This window comes from Nocardioides eburneus, from assembly GCF_040838215.1.
Classification (GTDB): domain Bacteria; phylum Actinomycetota; class Actinomycetes; order Propionibacteriales; family Nocardioidaceae; genus Nocardioides; species Nocardioides eburneus.
In genome coordinates, this window is the sequence record NZ_JBFPJR010000013.1 from 31,108 (window position 1) to 49,836 (window position 18,729).

Genomic DNA, 18,729 nt, shown 5'->3' on the forward strand with positions numbered 1-18,729 from the left:
GCTGCACTGGGGTCAGTGGATGGCCGTGTCCGGCGTGAGCTGAGCCTCGACGTCCTCGTCACCGAGGTCGGCGACGTAGTCCGCGCGCTTGGTGCGGTCGACGCCGTCCGGGACCTTGAGCGCCTTGAAGACCAGCGTCAGCACGACGGCGACGAGCACGTTGAGGATGAACGCCGTGACGGCGATGTAGATCCCCGTCTGCGTGCCCGGGAAGTTGTGCACCGAGCCGCCGAAGTGCGCCTGCGTCGGCGACGGCGTGTCATAGGCGACCCACGTGCCGTAGACCATCGCCGCCGCCCAGCCGGCCAGCAACGCCCACCGGTGGAACCAGCGGGTGTAGAGACCCGCGACGATCGCCGGGAATGTCTGCAGGATCCAGACGCCACCGAGCAGCTGCAGGTTGATCGCGAAGGTCTTGCTCATCGCGAGCACGAAGACCAGCGCGCCGACCTTCACCACCAGCGACACCAGCTTGGCGACCTTCGCCTCTTCGGCCGGCTCCGCCGCCGGGCGGAAGAACGCCTTGTAGATGTTGCGGGTGAAGAGGTTGGCCGCCGCGATGGACATGATCGCCGCCGGGACGAGCGCGCCGATGACGATCGCGGCGTACGCCACGCCGGCGAACCACGACGGGAACTGGTCCTCCATCAGCTGCGGGATCGCGAGCTGCGCGTTCGGCGGGTTGCCGACCTTCACGGCCGCCGCCACCGCGACGAAGCCGAGGAGGGCGAGCAGACCGAGCAGGAAGGAGTACGCCGGCAGGAGGCTGGCGTTGCGCCGGATGACGTTGCGGTTCTTCGTGGAGAGCACACCGGTGACCGAGTGCGGATACATGAAGAGCGCCATCGCGGAGCCGAGCGCGAGCGAGCCGTAGGCCCACTGGCCGACGCCGGTCGCCGGGTAGGTCGCCTTCGGCGACGCGGCCTTGGACGCGATCGCGTCGGCGTTCTGGGTGTTGAAGTCGTTGAAGCCGCTCTTGACGACGTCGAAGATGTGGCCCCAGCCGCCGAGCTGGTGGGGGATGTAGATGACCGCCACGATGATCACGATGTAGATCAGCGTGTCCTTGACGAACGCGATCAGCGCCGGCGCCCGCAGACCCGAGGAGTAGGTGTAGGCGGCGAGGATGACGAACGCGACGAAGAGCGGCAGGTCCTTCATGAACCAGTTGTCACTGCTGGACTTCAGGCCCATGACGTCGAGGACCACCTGCATGCCGACGAGCTGCAGCGCGATGTAGGGCATCGTCGCGACGATGCCGGTCACGGCGATCGCGAGGCCGAGCCCCTTGCTGCCGTACCGGCCCTCGACGAAGTCCGCCGGCGTCACGAAGCCGTGCCGGTGGCTCACCGACCACAGCCGCGGCAGGAAGGCGAAGACCATCGGGTAGATGACGATCGTGTAGGGAACCGCGAAGAAGCCGGTGGCCGAGCCCGCGAAGAGGGTCGCCGGCACGGCGATGAAGGTGTAGGCCGTGTAGATGTCGCCACCGATGAGGAACCAGGCGATGAACGTCCCGAACCCGCGGCCGCCCAGGCCCCACTCGTCGAGACTGCCCATGGACTTCGCGCGCCGCCACCGGGCGGCCGCGAAGCCCATCACCGTGACGATGAGGAAGAGGAAGAGGAAGACGCCGAACGCCACGCCGTTCATCGGGGCCCCTCCCCACGCTGGCCACGGGCGGCCCGGTCACGCCGGAACGCCTCCTTGGCGATGAAGTAGGCGCCGCTCGTCATGAGCGCGGCCCACAGGACCAGGACGAACTGGAACCAGAAGAAGAACGGGAACCCCCACAGGGTCGGGGTCTCCTTGGCGTACACCGGCACCAGCAGTGGGGGCACTGCTGCCAGGACGAGGAGCACCCCGACGACGGCCCATAGGCCGGTACTTCGGGCTGGCATGGACGAACCTCCGAGTCGAGACGACGAATCCGGACAAGCGGCGTGACAATAGTCACGGATCCTTGAATTGTCGCGACCGGGGGTCGGATTCAGCCCTCCGACGCGCCGCCCCCGTCGCCGTCCTCGTCCGCGTCCGAGCCGGCCAGGATCCCGTAGAGCCGCTTCCGCGTCTGGGCGAGTACGCCGGCGGCGGCCTGCCGCTGAGCCGGAGTGCCGCTCGTCGCGACCTGCCAGATCGCGGGCAGCGCCTGGGCGATCTCCGCCTTCAGCGGGTCGTCACCGCGACCACCCTCGGCCGGACGGTCGAACGGCTGCCAGACCGCGGCCAGCTCGTCGGCGTGGTCGGCGACGTAGCGCCGGCCGCGCTCGGTGAGCCGGATCGCCCGGCGGCCGTGCTCCTCGTCGGACTCGACGAGGCCCTCGTCCTCGAGCTGCTGGATGGTCGGGTAGACCGACCCGGGGCTGGGGCGCCACGCGTTGTCGCTGCGCTCCGCGATCTGCTGGATCACCTGGTAGCCGTTGATCGGCTCGCCGCCCTCGGCCGCCCGGGCGAGGACGTCGAGGATCGCGTGGCGCACGTCGCCGCGGCGGACGCGCGGACCGCCGCGCCGGCCTCCTCGGCCCCCGAACTCGCGGCCCCACTCGGCCCACGGCCCGCCCGGGCCGCCGCCCCACGGTCCACCCGGGTGGTGGCGCCATCCCTGTCGACGGCCCGCACGGCCGCCCTTGTCGTCGTTGTCGAACCTGTCGAATCGTTGCTGTCGCACGATCTCTCCTTTTGATCACTCTATCGCGACCGTTCGCGATATATCGTGATCGTACGTGAAGCGCAGTCTTGGCACAAGCCCGCGACGCCAGGAGCCAGGTCAGGCCGGTGTCACGAGGCCAGCCAGGCGGCGTACGCCTCGAACGTGAACGGCCGGCCGAGGAAGTCCGCGACCAGATCCGCGGCGTCCTTCTCGCCTCCGCGGGCGAGGATCGTGTCGCGGTATCGCCCGGCGATCTCCGGGTCGAAGAGGTCGTCGGCGTTGAACGCGCTGAAGAGGTCCTTCGCAATCACGAGGGACCACATGTAGGTGTAGTAGGCCGAGGTGTAGCCGCCCAGATGGTTGAAGGCGGCGAAGAAGTGGGTGTCCTCGAGGTAGGGCCACGGCGAGTACGCAGCCTGCAACTCGACCATCCGCGCGGTGAGGTCCTCGGGCCGCTCGGTGTGGAACCAGTAGGACACCGCGGCGTAGAACATCTGCGTGCGCGCCAGGTAGCCCTTGCCGAAGTCGTCGGCCGCGCGCATCCGCTCGACCAGCTCGACCGGGATCGGCTCGCCTTCGGCGTTCGTGGCGAAGGTCCGCAGGACGTCGGCGTCCCAGGCCCACTCCTCGAGCATCTGCGACGGCGCCTCGACGAAGTCCCACTCGGTCGCGACCCCGGAGAAGCGCGCCCACTCGCCCTGGCCGCCGAGCACGTGGTGGACCAGGTGGCCGAACTCGTGGAAGAGCGTCACGACATGGTCGTGCTCCATGAGGCCACGCGAGAAGTTGCACACCAGGACACCCTCGGCGAGCTGCTTGTCCTTGACGCCGGTCGCGAGGTCGAACTGCGCGGCGTGCTTGTATTTGCCCTCGCGGGGGTGGAGGTCGAGGTAGATCCGACCAAGCCGCCGCCGTGCCTCGCCCTCGCCGCGCACGACGTCGTACACCGCGACGTCCTCGTGCCAGGTCTGCGCGTCGGTGACCGGCTCATAGTCGACGCCGAAGAGGCGGCCGGTGACGTCGAGGAGCCCCTGGCGCACCTTCGGGAAGTCGAAGTAGGTGCGCACCAGCTGGGAGTCGACGTCGAGCTGCTCCTTGCGGACCAGCTCCTCGTAGTAGAGCGAGTCGGCGGCCGTGATCGCGGCGGCGCCCGGCACGTCCTGGCGGTAGCGGGTGAGCAGCACGTCGAGGTCGCGCTTCATCGGCGCCTCGGCCGCGGCCGCGATCTTGTCGATGAACGCCGGGATCGCCTCCCCCGAGCCGATCATCTTCACCTCGGCGTCGTAGGAGGCCCAGTCGGGGTAGCCCACCAGCGTCGCCAGCTCGTGGCGGAGCGCGAACATCTCGCGCAGCACCGGCTCGTTGTGGGGCCACCCGCGCTCGAGCGAGGCGACGGTGACCCGGTGGCGTACGTCGGCGTCGTGGACGAACATCCGGGCCGGGAGCGCGTCGGGGTAGTCGGTCGTGACCGTGACCAGCCCGTCGTCACCGGCGGGGTGGGCCTCGAGCCAGTCGGCCGGCATCCCGGCCAGCCGCTCGGGCTCGACCCGGACGGTGCGCACGTCGTCGCGGATGACCCGGGCGAACTCCTGGTCGAGCTCGGTGAGGCGCTCGTTGATCTGCGCCAGCCGCGCACGGGTCGCCTCGTCGCGGTCGACGCCGGCCCGCCGGAAGTCCTGGAGCGTCTTGGCGAGGAAGCGGGCGGCCAGCGGGTCGAGGCGCTCGGTCTCCGCGGTGGGAAGACCGGCGAAGACGGCGTACAGCTCGGCGTCCTGGCTCAGCTCGGTGCGCAGCCGGTCGACCGCGGCCTCGGTGTCCTCGCAGGTCGTGCGCACCGCCTCGAGCGGGTGGACGTTGGCCAGCAGCGACGCCATCCCGGCGAGACTGCCGAGCGCGAGCATCGCGTCGTCCCAGGCCCGCAGCACTCCGAGCGCGTCCACGCCGGCGGGGTCCTGCGCCGTGCTCGTGAGCGACTCGGCCGCCGCCCGGACGTCGGCCAGCGTCGCGCGCGTGCGCTCCTGGATCCAGGCCTCGGCGGAGGCGGCATCGGGCAGGGTCAGCGGGGCAGGCTGGGGCATGGGCACAGACTGCCACGGGTGGCCCAGGCTCAGCGCGCGAGTTGATCGCGCCGGCGGGCGAGGTAGGCCCGCTCGGCCGCATTGCCGGCGAGCTCGATCGCCCGGTCGTACGCCGCCCGCGACTGTGCCGAGCGGCCCAGCCGCCGCAGCAGGTCCGCGCGGGTGGCGTGGAAGGCGTGGTAGTCCGCCAAGGCGTCGCCGAGCCGGTCGACGAGGACCAGGCCCACCTCGGGCCCGTCCAGCTCGGCGACCGCGATGGCCCGGTTGAGCCGGACGACCGGCGACGGGTCGACCACGACGAGCTGGTCATAGAGCGCGACGACCTGGGACCAGTCGGTGTCGCGGGCGTCGAACGCGTCGGTGTGGACGGCGTTGATCGCGGCCAGGATCTGGTAGCGACCCGGCCGCTCGCCCCCGCGTGCCACCGCGGCCAGCCGCTCCCGCACGAGGGCGTGACCCTCGGCGATGAGAGCGCGGTCCCAAGCACCGCGGTCCTGCGCGGCGAGCGTGACCAGCTCACCGGTGACCGAGACCCGGGCGCGACGCCGGGCGTCGGTGAGCAGCATGAGGGCGAGCAGCCCCGTCACCTCACCCTCGTCGGGAAGCAGCGTGCGGAGCAGGCGACCCAGACGGATCGCCTCGTCGGTGAGCTCGACGCGCACCGGGTCCTGGTCACGGCCCGAGGCGAGGTAGCCCTCGTTGAACACCAGGTAGACGACCGCGAGCACGGCGCCGAGCCGGTCGCGCAGGTCCGCCTGCGTCGGCACCCGGAACGGGATGCGGGCGGCCTTGATCTTCCCCTTCGCGCGGGTGATGCGCTGCGCCATCGTCGTCTCCCGGACGAGGAACGCGTGCGCGATCTCCGGGACGGTCAGCCCGGCGACCAGGCGGAGCGTGAGAGCGACCCGCGCCTGCGGCGCGAGCGCCGGGTGGCAGCAGGTGAAGATCAGCCGCAGCCGGTCGTCGTCGACGACGCCGAGGGGGTCCGCGGGGTGGTCCGACAGCATCTGGGCCTCCCGCTGCTTGTCATCGCGCTTGCTCTCGCGCCGGATCCGGTCGATCGCCTTGCGGTTGGCGGTCATGGTGAGCCAGGCCGGCGGGTTGGCCGGGACGCCGTCCGCCGGCCAGCGCTCGACGGCGACGGCGAAGGCCTCGGCCGCGCTCTCCTCGGCGATGTCGAGGTCGCCGAAGCGGCGGGCCAACGCGCCGACCAACCGGGCCCACGCCTCCCGGTGGGCCCGGGTGATCGCCTCCTCGACGACGGCGTCGGTCACGACTCGAGCAGGGCCTTGAAGGACTCCTCGGTCTGGAAGGGCCGCACCTCGACCTTGCCCCGACAGGCCTTCGACCCCTCGGCCGCGAGGCGGAGCGCGACGTCGAGGTCGGGAGCCTCGATGACCCAGAAGCCACCGATGAACTCCTTCGACTCGGCGTACGGCCCGTCGCTGATCACCACCTCGTCACCCAGGCCGTCGACGACGGTGGCCGTGGTCGCCTGCTCGAGCCCGTCGGCGAAGACGAAGTAGCCCTCGCGCTCGAGCTTCTCGTTGAACGCTCCGGTGTCGGCGAACGCCTGGAGCATCTCCTCCTTGCCGGCGTAGCCGCCGAAGCGCGCACGCTCGGCCGGCTCCCACACGGACAACATGTATCTGGGCATGTCTGTCTCCTTCGGTTTCGTCAGTCTTGGCCTCGTCAGGGCTCAGGCCTCGGGCCCGGCCTGGAGGAACCGCTCCGGGATCTCGAAGCGGGCGGAGAACGGGTGCACCTCCTGCGGCCACTCCAGCGCGACCGCCAGCCGGCCCGCCCAGTAGCGCGCCGCGGCCTCATCGGGCACGTCCACGACACAGAAGCCACCGAGGTGCTCCTTGGTCTCGACGTAGGGCCCGTCGGTGAAGACCGGCTGCCCGTCCACGGACTCGACGCTGAACAGGGCGGTCGAGGCATCGATGCCGCCGTTCGTGTAGACGAAGACGCCGGCGGCGACCATCTCCTCGATCACGGCCCGGCTACGTCTGCTCTTCTCGCGCAGCTGGTCCAGCGTGTGTTCGGGCACCCACTCGTCGTTGAAGGCGATGAGGTATTCAGCCATGGCTCCTCCGTGTCGCTGCGGCAGCCCCTGCGGCCGCCTCTCGATGACTCCACGAACGCGGTCGCGTCGATACGACAGCCTCACGAATTTTTCTTCCGCCCGCCATGGGCGGGACAATTCGTTAGGCTGGGTAACCAAGATCAGGGCCCCACCGCCGAGTGCCCTAGAGGAGCAACAGCAGTCGTGAGTGTGTCCGGAGCCCTCCGCAGCATCGTCGCCGATACCCGGCCGCTGCAGAACTCCCACTTCCGTCGCCTGTGGATCGCCCAGATCATCACCATGATCGGCGCCCAGCTGACGGTCGTGGCGGTTCCCGCCCAGATCTACGCCGACACCGGCTCGTCGGCGTACGTCGGACTCACCGGAGTCTTCGGGCTCGTCCCGCTCGTCGTCTTCGGTCTGTACGGCGGCGCGCTGGCCGACCACCTCGACCGACGGCTCCTCATGGTGATCAGCACCGTCGGCCTCATCGTCTCGAGCGGCCTCTTCTTCGCGCAGTCCCTGCTCGGCTCCAACGTCTGGGTACTGCTGTGCCTCTTCGCCGTGCAGCAGGCGTTCTTCGCGATCAACCAGCCGACCCGCTCCGCGATCCTGCCGAAGCTGCTCCCCGCCCACCTCCTGCCGGCGGCCAACTCGCTGTCGATGACCGTCTTCCAGGCCGGCGCCATCGCGGGCCCGCTCGTCGCCGGCGTGCTGATCCCGGTCACGGGCTACACCTGGCTCTACGCGATCGACACCGTGACGCTGTTCGCGACGTTGTACGCCGTCGTCCTCCTCCCCAGGCTGCCCGTCGAGGGGGCGCAGGTCGGCACCCCGGGCCTGAAGTCGGTCTTCGAGGGGTTCGCCTACCTGCGCCACCAGCCGGTGCTGCTGATGTCGTTCGTCGTCGACCTCATCGCGATGATCTTCGGCATGCCGCGCGCGCTCTTCCCCGAGATCGCGCACGTCAGCTTCCACGGGCCCGAGGACGGCGGCATCGCCTTCGCCCTGCTCTTCGCGGCGATCCCCGCCGGCTCGGTGATCGGCGGCGTCTTCAGCGGCTGGATCTCACGCGTCGAGGCGCAGGGCCGGGTCGTGCTGTGGTGCATCACCGTCTGGGGGCTCGGCATCACGGGCTTCGGCCTGACCGTCTTCCTCGCCGGCCACCTCACCGGGTTCATGCTCGCCCTCGGCCTGCTCTTCATGGTGATCGCCGGTGCCGGCGACGTGGCCTCGGCCGCGATCCGCAGCGCGATCCTCCAGACGGCCGCCGACGACAGCGTCCGTGGACGCCTGCAGGGCGTCTTCACCGTCGTCGTGGCGGGCGGCCCCCGCATCGCCGACGTCCTGCACGGTGGTGCCGCCGCGCTGGCCGGCACCGCGGCCACGACGACCGGCGGCGGTGTCCTCGTCGTCGCAGGCATGGTCGTGTGCGCCATCGCGGTGCCGTCGTTCGTGCGCTACCGGGTCTCGCGGCTGAGCGTCGAGACCGAGGGCGCCACCACGAGCGCCTGACGCCGCCCGGCGGCCTACACCAGGCCGCGCACGTAGGCCGCCTGGCCGACGTGTTGGGTGTCGTCGTTGACGACGCTCACGAGCCGGACACCGAGCGTGACCGGCGGATCCCAGCGAGTGTCGACGACCTTGTCCAGGTCCGCCTCGGTCAGGGTGTCGAGGTAGGCGACGGTCGCCTCGTGGGTCGCGGTGAGGTACGCCGTCAGCAGCTCGGCGCTCGCGACGACCCGGCCCACCTCGTCGGTGGTCATGCCGTAGCCGGTCGCGCGCCTGTCGAACGGCAGGCCGAACCTTTCCTCGAAGCCTTGGGCGGTCCACACCTGCTCCGTCTCGGCCACGTCCGCGACATGGTCGTCCTGCACGCGGGCGAGGTGCCACACCAGCCACGCGATGGTGTTGGCGTCGGGGCCGACCCGGTAGGTCAGCTGTTCCTCGGTGAGGCCGTCGACGACCGCCGTACCGCTCTCGAGAATGCGCCCGAAGGCGTCCTTCAGCAGCTCTGCAGGGGTCATGCGTGTCACGTTACGCCGCACGCCAACGGGTACCGGCGCGTCATGACGAACTTCGGCTACACCCTGATGACCGAGCAGAGCGGTCCGCGCGAGCTCGTCTCCTACGCGGTGGCCGCCGAGCGCGCCGGCTTCGACTTCGAGGTGTCGAGCGACCACTACTCGCCGTGGCTGACCGAGCAGGGGCACTCGCCGTACGCCTGGGCCACGCTGGGCGCGGTCGCGCAGGCGACGGAGCGGGTCGGGCTGATGACCTACGTGACCTGCCCGACGATGCGTTACCACCCGGCCGTCGTCGCGCAGAAGGCTGCCACGCTCGGACTGCTCTCCGACAACAGGTTCACGCTCGGGCTCGGCAGCGGCGAGAACCTCAACGAGCACACCATCGGCGAGGGCTGGCCCGCCCTCCAGAGTCGCCACGAGATGCTCATGGAGGCGATCGAGATCATCCGTGCGCTTCACGAGGGCGACCTGGTCACCTTCCGCGGGGAGCACTTCGCGGTCGACTCCGCGCGGGTCTGGGACCTGCCCGAGGAGCCCGTCCGGATCGGTGTCGCCGTGGCCGGCGAGCGCGCGGTCGGGGACCTCGCACCCCTGGCCGACGACCTCATCGCGGTCGAGCCGGACCCGGACCTCGTCGACCTGTGGAACGCCTCCGCCGGCACGACCAAGATCGGTCCGACCGAGGCGGACGGCGGCCGGGCCATCGGCCAGATCCCGATCTGCTGGGACCCCGACGAGGAGGCCGCCGTCGCGCGGGCCCATGCGCAGTTCCGCTGGTTCGGTGGCGGCTGGGACGTCAACGCCGACCTGCCGACGACCGCGGGCTTCTCGGCGGCGACCCAGTTCGTCCGTCCCGACGACGTTGCCGCCGCGATCCCGTGCGGTCCCGACCTCGACAAGATCGTCGAGGCGGTGTCGGCCTACTGGCACGCGGGCTTCACCGACGTCGCGCTCGTCCAGATCGGCGACGAGGGTCAGCAGCGGTTCCTCGACGAGGCCGCCGGGCCGCTGCTCGCGAAGCTGCGAGCGGCCGCGCCTGCGTAGCCGGGCGAGCGTCGCGCAGCGCTCAGCGCGCAGCGCTCAGCGCGCAGCGCGTCACCTGGTCTCTCAGCCGGTGTCGGCGGTGGTGATGGTGGTGGTGGTGGTGGTGCCGCCGTGGTGTCGGAGGTAGAGGGCTCCGTGGGGGCTGGGCTCGACCCGCTCCAGCGGTACCACGGTCTGCAGGTTGTCCACCGCGACCAGCCCGGTGCCCTCCCCGGGAGACAGGTGGCAGTACAGGTGCACCACCCGCGCGACCCCGCCGGCCTGGCCGGCGGTGTCATGCCCATGTCCCTGGCGTTCAGCGCGTGACGAAAGCGCCCCGGTCGAGGACCAGCCGGCCGTCGGTCCTCACCACCCGGAAGCGGTGCTCGGGTCCGTCACCCCACACCTCGATGAGCAGCGCGTCCCCCGGCAGGACCGGCGCACTGAACCGACCGCGGAGCGAGCCGAACCGCGCCGGGTCGCCGCCGGCCAGCTCCGTCAGTAGCCGGCGGGCGACGACGCCGTACGTGCACATGCCGTGCAGGATCGGCCGGTCGAACCCCGCCCGGCCGGCGAACGCCGGGTCGGTGTGCAGCGGGTTGTGGTCCCCCGAGAGCCGATAGAGCAGCGCCTGGTCCGGACGGGTGCTGGCGTGGAGGACGAGGTCGGGCTCGCGTTCCGGCAGGCGCCAGGGATCGCTCGGGCCCTTGACCCCGAAGCCACCCTCCCCGCGGATGAACACGGCCGAGCGGCTGACCACCGTCGGTGCGTCCTCCGGGTCGTCCGGCAGCCGGCCGAACGCCTCTGTCACCACCAGCGCCCCCGACCCCTTGTCATAGATGCCGGCGAGCCGGGTCGTCACGTCCATGGTCCCCGCCGCCGGAAGCGGCCGGGCGAGCGCGACCGACTGCTCGGCATGGACCAGGAAGGCCGGGTCGAAGGAGCCGAACGAGATCCGTGGCCGCGCCGAGCCATCGGCGGGCGGCCGGAACTGCGTGAGGATCGCGCCGAACGTCGGCAGCACGCGCTGCTCCACGCCCGCGGTGTTCTCGGTCGTGTAGGCAAGCTCTGCGAGCGGGTCGTCCTGCCCTGCACCGACGCCGAGGGCGTAGAGCAGTGCGTCGTCGGCGGACCACGCGACCGTCGTCGGACCGATCGACGAGCCGACCGCGTCGAGATTCATCGGCATGGCTACCTCCAGCTGATGAGGGCGTCGAGCGCCTCGACCTGGGAGCCGCGGACGAGGAGCGGGTTGATCTCGAGGGACTCCAGTCGGTCGCCGAGTCGGCCCGCCAGGTCGGCCACCGCCACGATCGCGTCGGCGACGGCGTCGAGATCGACCTTCTCGGTGCCGCGGGCACCTGCGAACAGCTGCGCGCCCCGCAGCTCCCGTAGCGCGGCGAGCACCTCCGTGCGGCCCACCGGCAGGACGCGCAGCGCGGTGTCGCGCAGCACCTCGACCCAGACACCACCCAGCCCGACGGCCAGCACCGGTCCCCAGACCGGGTCGCGGACGATCCCGACCAGGAGCTCGACGCCGCTCTCCCGCATCGGCTGCACGGTCGCACCCTGCACCATCGCGCCGGCACCCTCCCCCGCGGCCACCACGGCGGCGTACGCCTCCCGGACGGCGTCCTCGGTGGCGAGTCCGAGGCGTACGCCGCCGATGTCGCTCTTGTGCGCGACGTCCGCGGCAAGCTTGAGCACGACCGGGAAGCCGAGCCGAGCCGCCACCTCGACGGCCTCGTCGGGCGAGGTCACCAGCTCCTGGGGTACGACGGGCACGCCGTGCGCGGCGAGGAAGCCGGCCGCCTCGTGCTCGGCCCACGTGCCACGGCCGCCCTCGACCTCGAGCGGCAGCACGGCCGGGGGCGGCGTGACGACCTCCTCGGCGGCACGTGCGTACGCCGACCAGGTCACCGCGCGACCGAGGGCCGACATGGCGTGGTGGATGCCGCCGAGCACCCCCGGGAAGCCGACCTCCGACGCGACCCTCCGCCCGAACGGGGTGACGTCGACCAGCGTGTTGCCCATGACCACGACCGGCTTGCGGCATGCCCGGATCGCCTCGGCGGTCCCGCGGGCCATCTCCAGCACGAGTGCGGGGTCCGGCGGCTCGTCGCGGGGAAGCTCGGTGGCGAGCACGATCACGTCGACCCCGGGGTCGTCGTCGACGACCGTGAGCGCATCGCGCAGCAGACCGGTGTTGACGAGGATGTAGCCGGTGACGTCGAGCGGATTCTGCACGGTCGCGAAGGCGGGTACCACCTGGCGCAGCCGCTCCACGGTCGTCGGCGCGAAGTCCGGGATCTCCAGCCCCTCGTCCTCCGCGCGGTCGGCCGCGATCTCGCACGCCCCTCCCGACGGCGTCACGAAGCCGAGCCGGTTGCCAGGCAGAGGACCGGTCTCGGCCAACAGGCCCGCGGTCATGATGAGGTCCTCGAGGCAGTCGACCCGGATCACGCCGTACTGCTTGAAGACGGCGTCGACCACACGGTCGTCGCCGACGAGCGAGCCGGTGTGGGCCTTGGCGACCGTCTCCCCCTTCTGGCTGCGGCCCACCTTCAGGGCGACGACGGGTTTCCCGGCGAGCAGGGCCTCCCGCGCCGCGGCGAGGAACTCCTCGGGATGCCGGATCGACTCGACGAAGAGCGTGATGACCAACGTGTCGGGATCACGGATGAGATAGCGCATCACGTCCGTCATCGACATCATCGCCTCGTTGCCCATCGACACCAGGAGACTGATGCCGATGTTGCGCGCCTGGGCGAAGCCCAGGACCGCGCTGGCCAAGGCCCCGCTCTGGAGCACGACACCGACCGGTCCGCCGAGCAGCGGGCTCGGGATCGCGAGCCCGTACGGCGTGATGCGGCGCGCCGCGTTGATGAAGCCGTTGCCGTTCGGGCCGAGGATCATGAGGCCGCGCCGGCGTGCCAAGGCCACGACCTCCGCCTCGAGCCGGGCGCCGTCGGGGCCGACCTCGCCGAATCCCGACGTCAGGACGACGGCGGAGCCGATGCCCCGGTCCGCGACCTTCTCCAGCACGTCGAGGACCGCGTCGGTCGGCACCATCACGAAGGCGAGGTCGACGCCGTCGGGGAGGTCCGCGATCGCGGCGTACGCCTGTTGACCGTGGACCACGCCGCCCCTCGGGTTGACGAGGTGGACCGGCCCCGTGAAGCCGTGGGTGAGCAGGTTGAGATAGGTGCTCGAGGACCACTTCGACTTCTCGGTCGCTCCGATGAGCGCGATGGCGCGCGGGTTGAAGAGCGCCTCGACCTGTTGCGCGGTCACCCGATCTCCCCGAGCCTCGCGTGGCCCTTGAGCAGGTTGCGCGCGATGGTGCGCCGCTGGATCTCGTCGGTCCCCTCGAAGATCCTCAGGAGCCGGAGCTCGCGGTACCAGCGCTCGACGGGCAGCTCCTTGGTGTAGCCCATGCCGCCGTGGATCTGCAGGACCCGGTCGACGACCTGGTTGGCCATCAGTCCTCCCGACAGCTTGGCGATCGAGGAGGCATGCCGGTTGTCCTGACCCTGCTGCAGCTGCCACGCAGCACGCAGGGTGAGGAGCTTGACCGCCTCGATCTCGACGTGAGAGTCGGCGATCTGCCACTGGATGGCCTGGTAGTCGGCGATGGGATGCCCCATCGAGACCCGGTTCTTGGCGTGCTCGACGGCCATCTCCAGGAGTCGCTCCGCCGCGCCGATCGCGCCCGCCGGGATCATGAACCGGCCGTTGCCGATCCACTGCATGGCCAGACCGAATCCGTTGCCCTCCTCGCCGAGGATGTTGCGCGAGGGCACGCGGACGTTCTCGAAGACCAGCGAGGCCGGTCCCCACTCCCCCATCGTCGGGATCGGCTCGGACTTCCAGCCCATGTCGCGGTCGACGAGGAAACAGGTGACCCCGCCGTCCGCACCCTTCTCGGGATCGGTCACCGCGAAGACCATGACGAAGTCGGCCTCGTTGCCGTTCGTGATGAAGATCTTCTCGCCGGTGATGAGCCAGTCGTCGCCGTCGCGTACGGCGCGAGTGCGGATGTTGCGCGCGTCCGAGCCGGCACCGGGCTCGGTGATGGCGAAGCAGCTGCGCCGCTCGCCGTTGATCGTCGGGATGAGGTACTCCTGCTTCTGCGCGTCGGTCCCGGCGTAGAGGATGTTGTCGGCCGTGCCGCCGAAGCGGAACGGCACGAACGTCCTGCCGGTCTCCATGGCGGTGATCGCCGACATCACCGGGCCGAGGTCCGCCCCGCCGTACTCCTCAGGGGTGTTGATCCCCCACAGGCCGGAGGCCTTGGCCTTCTGCTGAAGCTCCTTGAGCTGGCCATCCTCGAGCCCCGGCAGACCGGCCCGCTCGTTGCGGAGGACCTGGTCCTCGAGCGGCATCACCTCCCGCCGGATGAAGGCCCGGACGGTGTCGCGGATGTCGCGCTCCTCGTCGGAGAGGGAGAAGTCGATCACGGTGAGGTCCTTTCGGGTGGGGTCAGGCGCGCGGGCCACCGGCGACGTAGACGACCTGACCGGTGACGTACGACGTGTCCTCGCTGCAGAGCACCGAGACGACGCCGGCGATGTCCTCGGGCCGTCCGGTACGACGCAGCGGGATCTGCTGCTCCGCGTTGTGCTTCATGGCCTCGAAGTCGACGCCGACGCGAGCAGCGGTCGCCTTCGTCATGTCGGTCTCGATGAAGCCCGGCGCGACCGCGTTGACGTTGATGTTGAACGGTCCGAGCTCGATGGCGAGGGCCTTGGTGAAACCCTGCAGACCGGCCTTCGCCGAGGAGTAGTTGGCCTGGCCCCGGTTGCCGAGCGCCGAGGTGCTGGAGAGGTTGACGATCTTGCCCCAGCGGTTGGCCACCATCGTCTTCTGCGCCTCGCGGGCCCACAGGAAGCTCCCCCGCAGGTGGACGCCCATGACCGCCTCCCAGTCCGCGAGCGACATCTTGAAGAGCAGGTTGTCGCGGATCAGGCCGGCGTTGTTGACCAGGATGTCGAGCGAGCCCGCCTCGGTGACGATGCGCTCCGCCGCCGCCTGCACCGCGGCCTCGTCCGAGACGTCGCACCCGACCCCGAGCGCGTTCCCTCCGCCCTCGACGATCGCGTCGACGGTCTCCTTGGTCTGCGCCTCGTCGAGGTCGACGACGGCGACGACCGCGCCGTCGGCCGCGAGCCGTCGGGCCGTCGCCGCCCCGATCCCGCGCGCCGAGCCGGTGACCACCGCGACCCTGCCGCGCAGGTCCGTCATGCCAACTCCCCGGTCGGCGCGGTCTCGGTCGCGGCCTCGCCCGTGCGTGGCCCGGGGACGAGGCCGCCCAGGTCGGCCTCGACGGTGGACGTGGCGACCTGCCGGGCCTTCCAACGACCCGAGAGGAGCGGGATGGTCGGCAGATAGACGACGATGCCGATCAGGCTGACGACCCACCACGTCCGCCACCCGCTCTCGGTGCCGACCACATGCGGCATCACCGCGGAGACGACCATGAGGACGAGCCGCTGGACGGTGCCGAAGATCGCCATCCCGGCGGCCACCCGGCTCGGGTCGATGTCCTCCGCCGTCTCGCTGATGGCCGCCAGCCACGGCGAGAAGCCACACGCGACGACGGCTCCCATCACGACGAGGATGACGGTCATCGCGGCCTGGCTGACGTGGTGCCCGAGAACCAGCGTGAACACCAGGGTGGCTGCGAACATCATCACGGCACCGGCGGCGATGAAGGGCTTCCGGACGCGCAGCCAGTCGGAGAGACCGCCCCACATCAGCGCCGCGAGCACGTTGACCAGCCAGAACAGCGACATCATGTCGTTGGCCGTCGACAGCGTGAACCCGAACATCGACTCCAGGTAGAGCGGGAAGAGCGACACCGCGGCGTAGTAGATGAGCAGGTAGAGCGAGACGCCCAGGCAGGGGATGACGAGCCGCACGGGGAAGCGGTCGGCCAGCGTGAGCCGGCCTGACGGCGTACCCGACCCCGTGGACACCTCGAGCTCGTTCCTGTCCGCCTCGACGACGATCTCGTTGCGCAGCTGGGGCGCCAGGTCCCGCAGGAGTACGGCGGAGACGGCCCACACCACCAGCGCACTGACCGCCGCGACGGTGTAGAGGTCGCGCCAGCCATGGCCGCCGGCCAGCATGTGACCGGCCACCTTGGAGGCGATGTAGCTGCCGCCGACCGGACCGATCGTCCACATCGCCATCGCCACGCCGCGGCCGACGCGAGGCGAGAAGTCACGCATCAGCGTCGCGCTCATCACCAGGGCGAAACCCTCGAAGAGCCCGAGCAGGCAGTAGAGCGCGATGAAGTAGTTGCCGTCGTGCGCGTGCGCCATCAAGAAGGCGCACACGACGCTCAACGCGCTGCTCAGGATCAGCAGGTTGGCCCGGCCGAGGCGGTCCCCGAGACCTCCGGCGAACGCGCTCACGGCGCCGATGAGCGAGGCGATGGCGCCGAGGTAGATGTACTTGTCCAGGCTCCAGTGGAACTCCGTGATGACGAGCGTGCTCGCCGAGCCGAGGACGTAGAAGTCGTAGTAGAGGGCGACGGTGATGAGCGTCGTCACGATGAGCAGCAGCCAGCGGTGCGCAGGCGCGGGATACCGCGCCAGGTCGCGCTTCCAGAGCACGTCGAGTGCCATAGCTCCTCCGGGTGGTCCGGCAGTGGGATTCGACCGAGGGCGTTCTAGAACGTTCTACAAAGTAGGAGCCGACTCGATGTGTGTCAAGGATCACATCGGGCATGCCGATGCCCCGCACCGCGCCGGCTCAGCGTGGCGACCCGGAGGGGTGGGTCAGCTGGCGACCTTGTGGATGAACCCCAGGGTCGCCTCGATGATCTGCTCGGCCTCGCTGCGCGAGTCCAGGCCGCAGACCTCGCGCGCCCCGTCGCCGACGATCGAGGTCAGGACGAGCACGAGAACCCGGGCCACCGGCTCGTCGGCCGCGCGCAGTAGCTGGGCGTTCTCCCGGATCCAGTCCTGGCCGCGGGCACGGCGCAGCGCCTCGAAGCCGGGCGGACTGTCGCCGCTGAGGAAGACCCGGGCCATCGCATGGTCGAACCATGCTCGCTCGAGATAGGCCCGCGCGCCGGCGATGAAGAGCTGCAGCGGATCCTGCTCGCCTGCGGCGCGCTCCGCCTGGATCGCCCGACTGGACGCGTCGTGGAGCGCCTCCTCGTGGTCCTCCCACAGCGCGACGTAGAGCTCGGCCTTGCCGCCGAAATGGTGGTAGATGCTGCCGACGCTCAAGCCCGACCGGTCGACCACATCGCTGACATTGGCCTCGGCGAAGCCGTGCTCGAGGAAGACCTCGCGCGCCGCGGCGAGGATGGAGGCGCGGGTCTTCACCGTCCGCGACCAGCGGCGCGGGGCGCGGGCGGGCAGGTCGGCAGCGTCCACCGTGACGCCGGCGGCCAGCTCGTTGCCGTCCACACCGTCCCCCTTCCCGTGCCTGTGGTCGCCGTCTCGCGAAGACCGGTCGCTCAGCCTACGCCTCCACGTCCACGCGGCGGGCCAGGCGAAACCGTTGGCAGTCAGCGGCCTTCCATGTTAGAACCACATTCTAGAACCCAGAGGAGGATCCTGTGCCGATCGATGTGCCCTGGCCGCCCCGGGCGCCGAGCCTGCCGGCCGTCGTCACCCGCAGCGCGGTGCACCTGCTTGCACCCAACGCGACCGCATGGACCTATGAGGGCACCAACAGCTGGTTGCTCGGGATCCCGGGCCGGAGCGGCTGCCTCGTCGTCGACCCGGGCACTCAGGAGCCCCGCCACCTCGACGCCATCCTGACGACCGCCCGCTCCCGGGGCTGGACGGTCGCCGGCATCCTCGTGACCCACAACCACGACGACCACGCACCGGGCGCGCCCGAGCTCCGTCGGGCGACCGGTGCACCGGTCTACGCGTACGACGCCGCGATCGCCGACGTGGTCCTCGCCGACGGCGACCGCATCCGGGTCGAGGGACTCGACGTCGAGGTCCTCCACACCCCGGGGCACAGTGCGGACTCGGTCTCGTTCTGGCTGCCTCGCGAACGGAGCGTCCTCACCGGTGACACGATCCTCGGTCGTCGCGCGTCCGCGCTCTTCGGCAGCCTCGCCGACTTCCTCACCTCCGCCGACCGGCTTCGCGCGCTGTCCCGTGAGGAGCCGGTGACGCTCCTGCCCGGTCACGGCCCGCCACTGCCCGACGCCACCGCGGTGATCGACCGCGTTGTCGAGGTGCGCCACCGGCGTCTCGACGAGGTCGCACGACTCGTCGAGGCCGGAGTGACCGAGATCGGGCCACTCACCGACACGATCTACCCCGGCGTGGACGACCTGCGCCGGCCCGCGGCCGAGCACGCCGTACGCGCCGCGCTCGACCATCTCATCGGCGCACCGGTCGCGCCCGTCCACCAGCACTAGCCAGGAGCGCCCATGAACGCACCCGCCAAGGCCGTCCCCGTCCCGACCCCCGACACCCAGCCGTTCTGGGACGGCGCCCGCGCCGGCGTGCTCCGCCTCCAGCGCTGCCTCGCCTGCACGCGGCCCTACTTCTACCCGCGACCGGCGTGCCCGCACTGCGGCTCGGGCGCCGTGGAGTGGTTCACCGCCTCCGGGCGAGCGAGACTCGCGTCGTACGTCATCAGTGAGCGCGCCGCCCCCGGGTTCACCGCGCCCTACGTCATCGCCATCGTCGAGCTGGCCGAGGGCCCGCGCATGATGACGAACATCGTCGACGTCGAGCCGACGCCCGAGCGTCTTCCGCTGGACCTGCCGCTGCAGGTGCGCTTCGAGGACCGGGGCGAGGTCTGCGTACCGGTGTTCGCCCCCGCGCAGGAGCCGGCATGAGCGAGCGTCAGCGAGCGACCATCGAAAATCTCGTGCGGCCGCGTCCGTACTCTGTCGTT

19 protein-coding genes are annotated in these 18,729 nt (G+C 70.7%); 4 read left to right on the forward strand and 15 right to left on the reverse strand.

Annotated elements, in window-relative coordinates; genetic code table 11:
• Positions 1–12: 12 nt before the first annotated feature.
• The 7 genes from mctP to AB3X52_RS09295 form a co-directional block, all read right to left on the reverse strand.
• Positions 13–1,653: a monocarboxylate uptake permease MctP gene (gene mctP / locus AB3X52_RS09265; protein WP_367993541.1), complete on the reverse strand. Its 1,641-nt coding sequence runs from the start codon at positions 1,651–1,653 to the stop codon at positions 13–15.
• A complete protein-coding gene (locus tag AB3X52_RS09270; protein WP_367993543.1) occupies positions 1,650–1,901 on the reverse strand; it encodes a DUF3311 domain-containing protein in 252 nt (83 codons plus the stop codon). The genes mctP and AB3X52_RS09270 overlap by 4 nt, the downstream gene beginning before the upstream one ends.
• Positions 1,902–1,990: 89 nt before the next feature.
• Positions 1,991–2,668: a PadR family transcriptional regulator gene (locus AB3X52_RS09275; RefSeq protein WP_367993545.1), complete on the reverse strand. Its 678-nt coding sequence runs from the start codon at positions 2,666–2,668 to the stop codon at positions 1,991–1,993.
• Between the two features lie 110 nt (positions 2,669–2,778).
• Complete coding sequence (locus tag AB3X52_RS09280) at positions 2,779–4,728, reverse strand: M3 family metallopeptidase (RefSeq protein WP_367993547.1); 1,950 nt, start codon at positions 4,726–4,728, stop codon at positions 2,779–2,781.
• A gap of 29 nt (positions 4,729–4,757) precedes the next feature.
• A complete protein-coding gene (locus tag AB3X52_RS09285; RefSeq protein ID WP_367993549.1) occupies positions 4,758–6,002 on the reverse strand; it encodes an RNA polymerase sigma factor in 1,245 nt (414 codons plus the stop codon).
• Entirely contained in the window at positions 5,999–6,385 is a 387-nt protein-coding gene (locus AB3X52_RS09290; protein ID WP_367993551.1) for a YciI family protein, read from the reverse strand. Before AB3X52_RS09290 ends, AB3X52_RS09285 begins: the two co-directional genes overlap by 4 nt.
• Positions 6,386–6,427: 42 nt before the next feature.
• Positions 6,428–6,817 carry a YciI family protein gene (locus AB3X52_RS09295; protein WP_367993553.1) on the reverse strand — a complete coding sequence of 130 codons (390 nt, stop codon included), beginning with the start codon at positions 6,815–6,817 and terminating at the stop codon, positions 6,428–6,430.
• Positions 6,818–7,000: 183 nt separating this feature from the next.
• Here AB3X52_RS09295 and AB3X52_RS09300 point away from each other — a divergent pair, with 183 nt between their 5' ends.
• Complete coding sequence (locus AB3X52_RS09300) at positions 7,001–8,311, forward strand: MFS transporter (protein WP_367993555.1); 1,311 nt, start codon at positions 7,001–7,003, stop codon at positions 8,309–8,311.
• A gap of 14 nt (positions 8,312–8,325) precedes the next feature.
• On the opposite strand, the gene AB3X52_RS09305 is transcribed toward AB3X52_RS09300, so the two are convergent.
• Positions 8,326–8,823, reverse strand: a complete 498-nt coding sequence (locus AB3X52_RS09305; protein WP_367993557.1) for a mycothiol transferase — start codon at positions 8,821–8,823, stop codon at positions 8,326–8,328.
• A gap of 42 nt (positions 8,824–8,865) precedes the next feature.
• Here AB3X52_RS09305 and AB3X52_RS09310 point away from each other — a divergent pair, with 42 nt between their 5' ends.
• A complete protein-coding gene (locus AB3X52_RS09310; RefSeq protein ID WP_367993559.1) occupies positions 8,866–9,867 on the forward strand; it encodes an LLM class F420-dependent oxidoreductase in 1,002 nt (333 codons plus the stop codon).
• A gap of 63 nt (positions 9,868–9,930) precedes the next feature.
• On the opposite strand, the gene AB3X52_RS09315 is transcribed toward AB3X52_RS09310, so the two are convergent.
• From AB3X52_RS09315 to AB3X52_RS09345, 7 genes are all read right to left on the reverse strand, one after another.
• Entirely contained in the window at positions 9,931–10,110 is a 180-nt protein-coding gene (locus AB3X52_RS09315) for a hypothetical protein (protein WP_367993561.1), read from the reverse strand.
• 52 nt (positions 10,111–10,162) lie between these two features.
• Positions 10,163–11,035, reverse strand: coding sequence for a MaoC/PaaZ C-terminal domain-containing protein (locus AB3X52_RS09320; protein ID WP_367993563.1), 873 nt, complete (start codon positions 11,033–11,035; stop codon positions 10,163–10,165).
• Between the two features lie 2 nt (positions 11,036–11,037).
• Positions 11,038–13,140: an acetate--CoA ligase family protein gene (locus AB3X52_RS09325; RefSeq protein ID WP_367993565.1), complete on the reverse strand. Its 2,103-nt coding sequence runs from the start codon at positions 13,138–13,140 to the stop codon at positions 11,038–11,040.
• Complete coding sequence (locus tag AB3X52_RS09330) at positions 13,137–14,306, reverse strand: acyl-CoA dehydrogenase family protein (protein ID WP_367993567.1); 1,170 nt, start codon at positions 14,304–14,306, stop codon at positions 13,137–13,139. The genes AB3X52_RS09325 and AB3X52_RS09330 overlap by 4 nt, the downstream gene beginning before the upstream one ends.
• Positions 14,307–14,328: 22 nt before the next feature.
• Positions 14,329–15,090, reverse strand: coding sequence for a 3-oxoacyl-ACP reductase FabG (gene fabG / locus AB3X52_RS09335; RefSeq protein WP_367993569.1), 762 nt, complete (start codon positions 15,088–15,090; stop codon positions 14,329–14,331).
• Complete coding sequence (locus AB3X52_RS09340; protein WP_367993571.1) at positions 15,087–16,478, reverse strand: MFS transporter; 1,392 nt, start codon at positions 16,476–16,478, stop codon at positions 15,087–15,089. The genes fabG and AB3X52_RS09340 overlap by 4 nt, the downstream gene beginning before the upstream one ends.
• 153 nt (positions 16,479–16,631) lie before the next feature.
• Positions 16,632–17,270, reverse strand: a complete 639-nt coding sequence (locus AB3X52_RS09345) for a TetR/AcrR family transcriptional regulator (protein ID WP_367993573.1) — start codon at positions 17,268–17,270, stop codon at positions 16,632–16,634.
• 152 nt (positions 17,271–17,422) lie between these two features.
• On the opposite strand from AB3X52_RS09345, the gene AB3X52_RS09350 reads away from it, so the two are divergent.
• Complete coding sequence (locus AB3X52_RS09350; RefSeq protein ID WP_367993574.1) at positions 17,423–18,244, forward strand: MBL fold metallo-hydrolase; 822 nt, start codon at positions 17,423–17,425, stop codon at positions 18,242–18,244.
• A gap of 12 nt (positions 18,245–18,256) precedes the next feature.
• Complete coding sequence (locus tag AB3X52_RS09355; RefSeq protein WP_367993576.1) at positions 18,257–18,670, forward strand: Zn-ribbon domain-containing OB-fold protein; 414 nt, start codon at positions 18,257–18,259, stop codon at positions 18,668–18,670.
• Positions 18,671–18,729: the final 59 nt, after the last annotated feature.

Bases quoted from the DNA above. Each gene is read 5' to 3' on its own strand.
- mctP (WP_367993541.1), bottom strand. From the start codon at position 1,653: ATGAACGGCGTGGCGTTCGGCGTCTTCCTCTTCCTCTTCCTCATCGTC.
- AB3X52_RS09270 (WP_367993543.1), bottom strand. From the start codon at position 1,901: ATGCCAGCCCGAAGTACCGGCCTATGGGCCGTCGTCGGGGTGCTCCTC.
- AB3X52_RS09280 (WP_367993547.1), bottom strand. From the start codon at position 4,728: ATGCCCCAGCCTGCCCCGCTGACCCTGCCCGATGCCGCCTCCGCCGAG.
- AB3X52_RS09290 (WP_367993551.1), bottom strand. From the start codon at position 6,385: ATGCCCAGATACATGTTGTCCGTGTGGGAGCCGGCCGAGCGTGCGCGC.
- AB3X52_RS09295 (WP_367993553.1), bottom strand. From the start codon at position 6,817: ATGGCTGAATACCTCATCGCCTTCAACGACGAGTGGGTGCCCGAACAC.
- AB3X52_RS09305 (WP_367993557.1), bottom strand. From the start codon at position 8,823: ATGACCCCTGCAGAGCTGCTGAAGGACGCCTTCGGGCGCATTCTCGAG.
- AB3X52_RS09310 (WP_367993559.1), top strand. From the start codon at position 8,866: ATGACGAACTTCGGCTACACCCTGATGACCGAGCAGAGCGGTCCGCGC.
- AB3X52_RS09320 (WP_367993563.1), bottom strand. From the start codon at position 11,035: ATGCCGATGAATCTCGACGCGGTCGGCTCGTCGATCGGTCCGACGACG.
- fabG (WP_367993569.1), bottom strand. From the start codon at position 15,090: ATGACGGACCTGCGCGGCAGGGTCGCGGTGGTCACCGGCTCGGCGCGC.
- AB3X52_RS09340 (WP_367993571.1), bottom strand. From the start codon at position 16,478: ATGGCACTCGACGTGCTCTGGAAGCGCGACCTGGCGCGGTATCCCGCG.
- AB3X52_RS09355 (WP_367993576.1), top strand. From the start codon at position 18,257: ATGAACGCACCCGCCAAGGCCGTCCCCGTCCCGACCCCCGACACCCAG.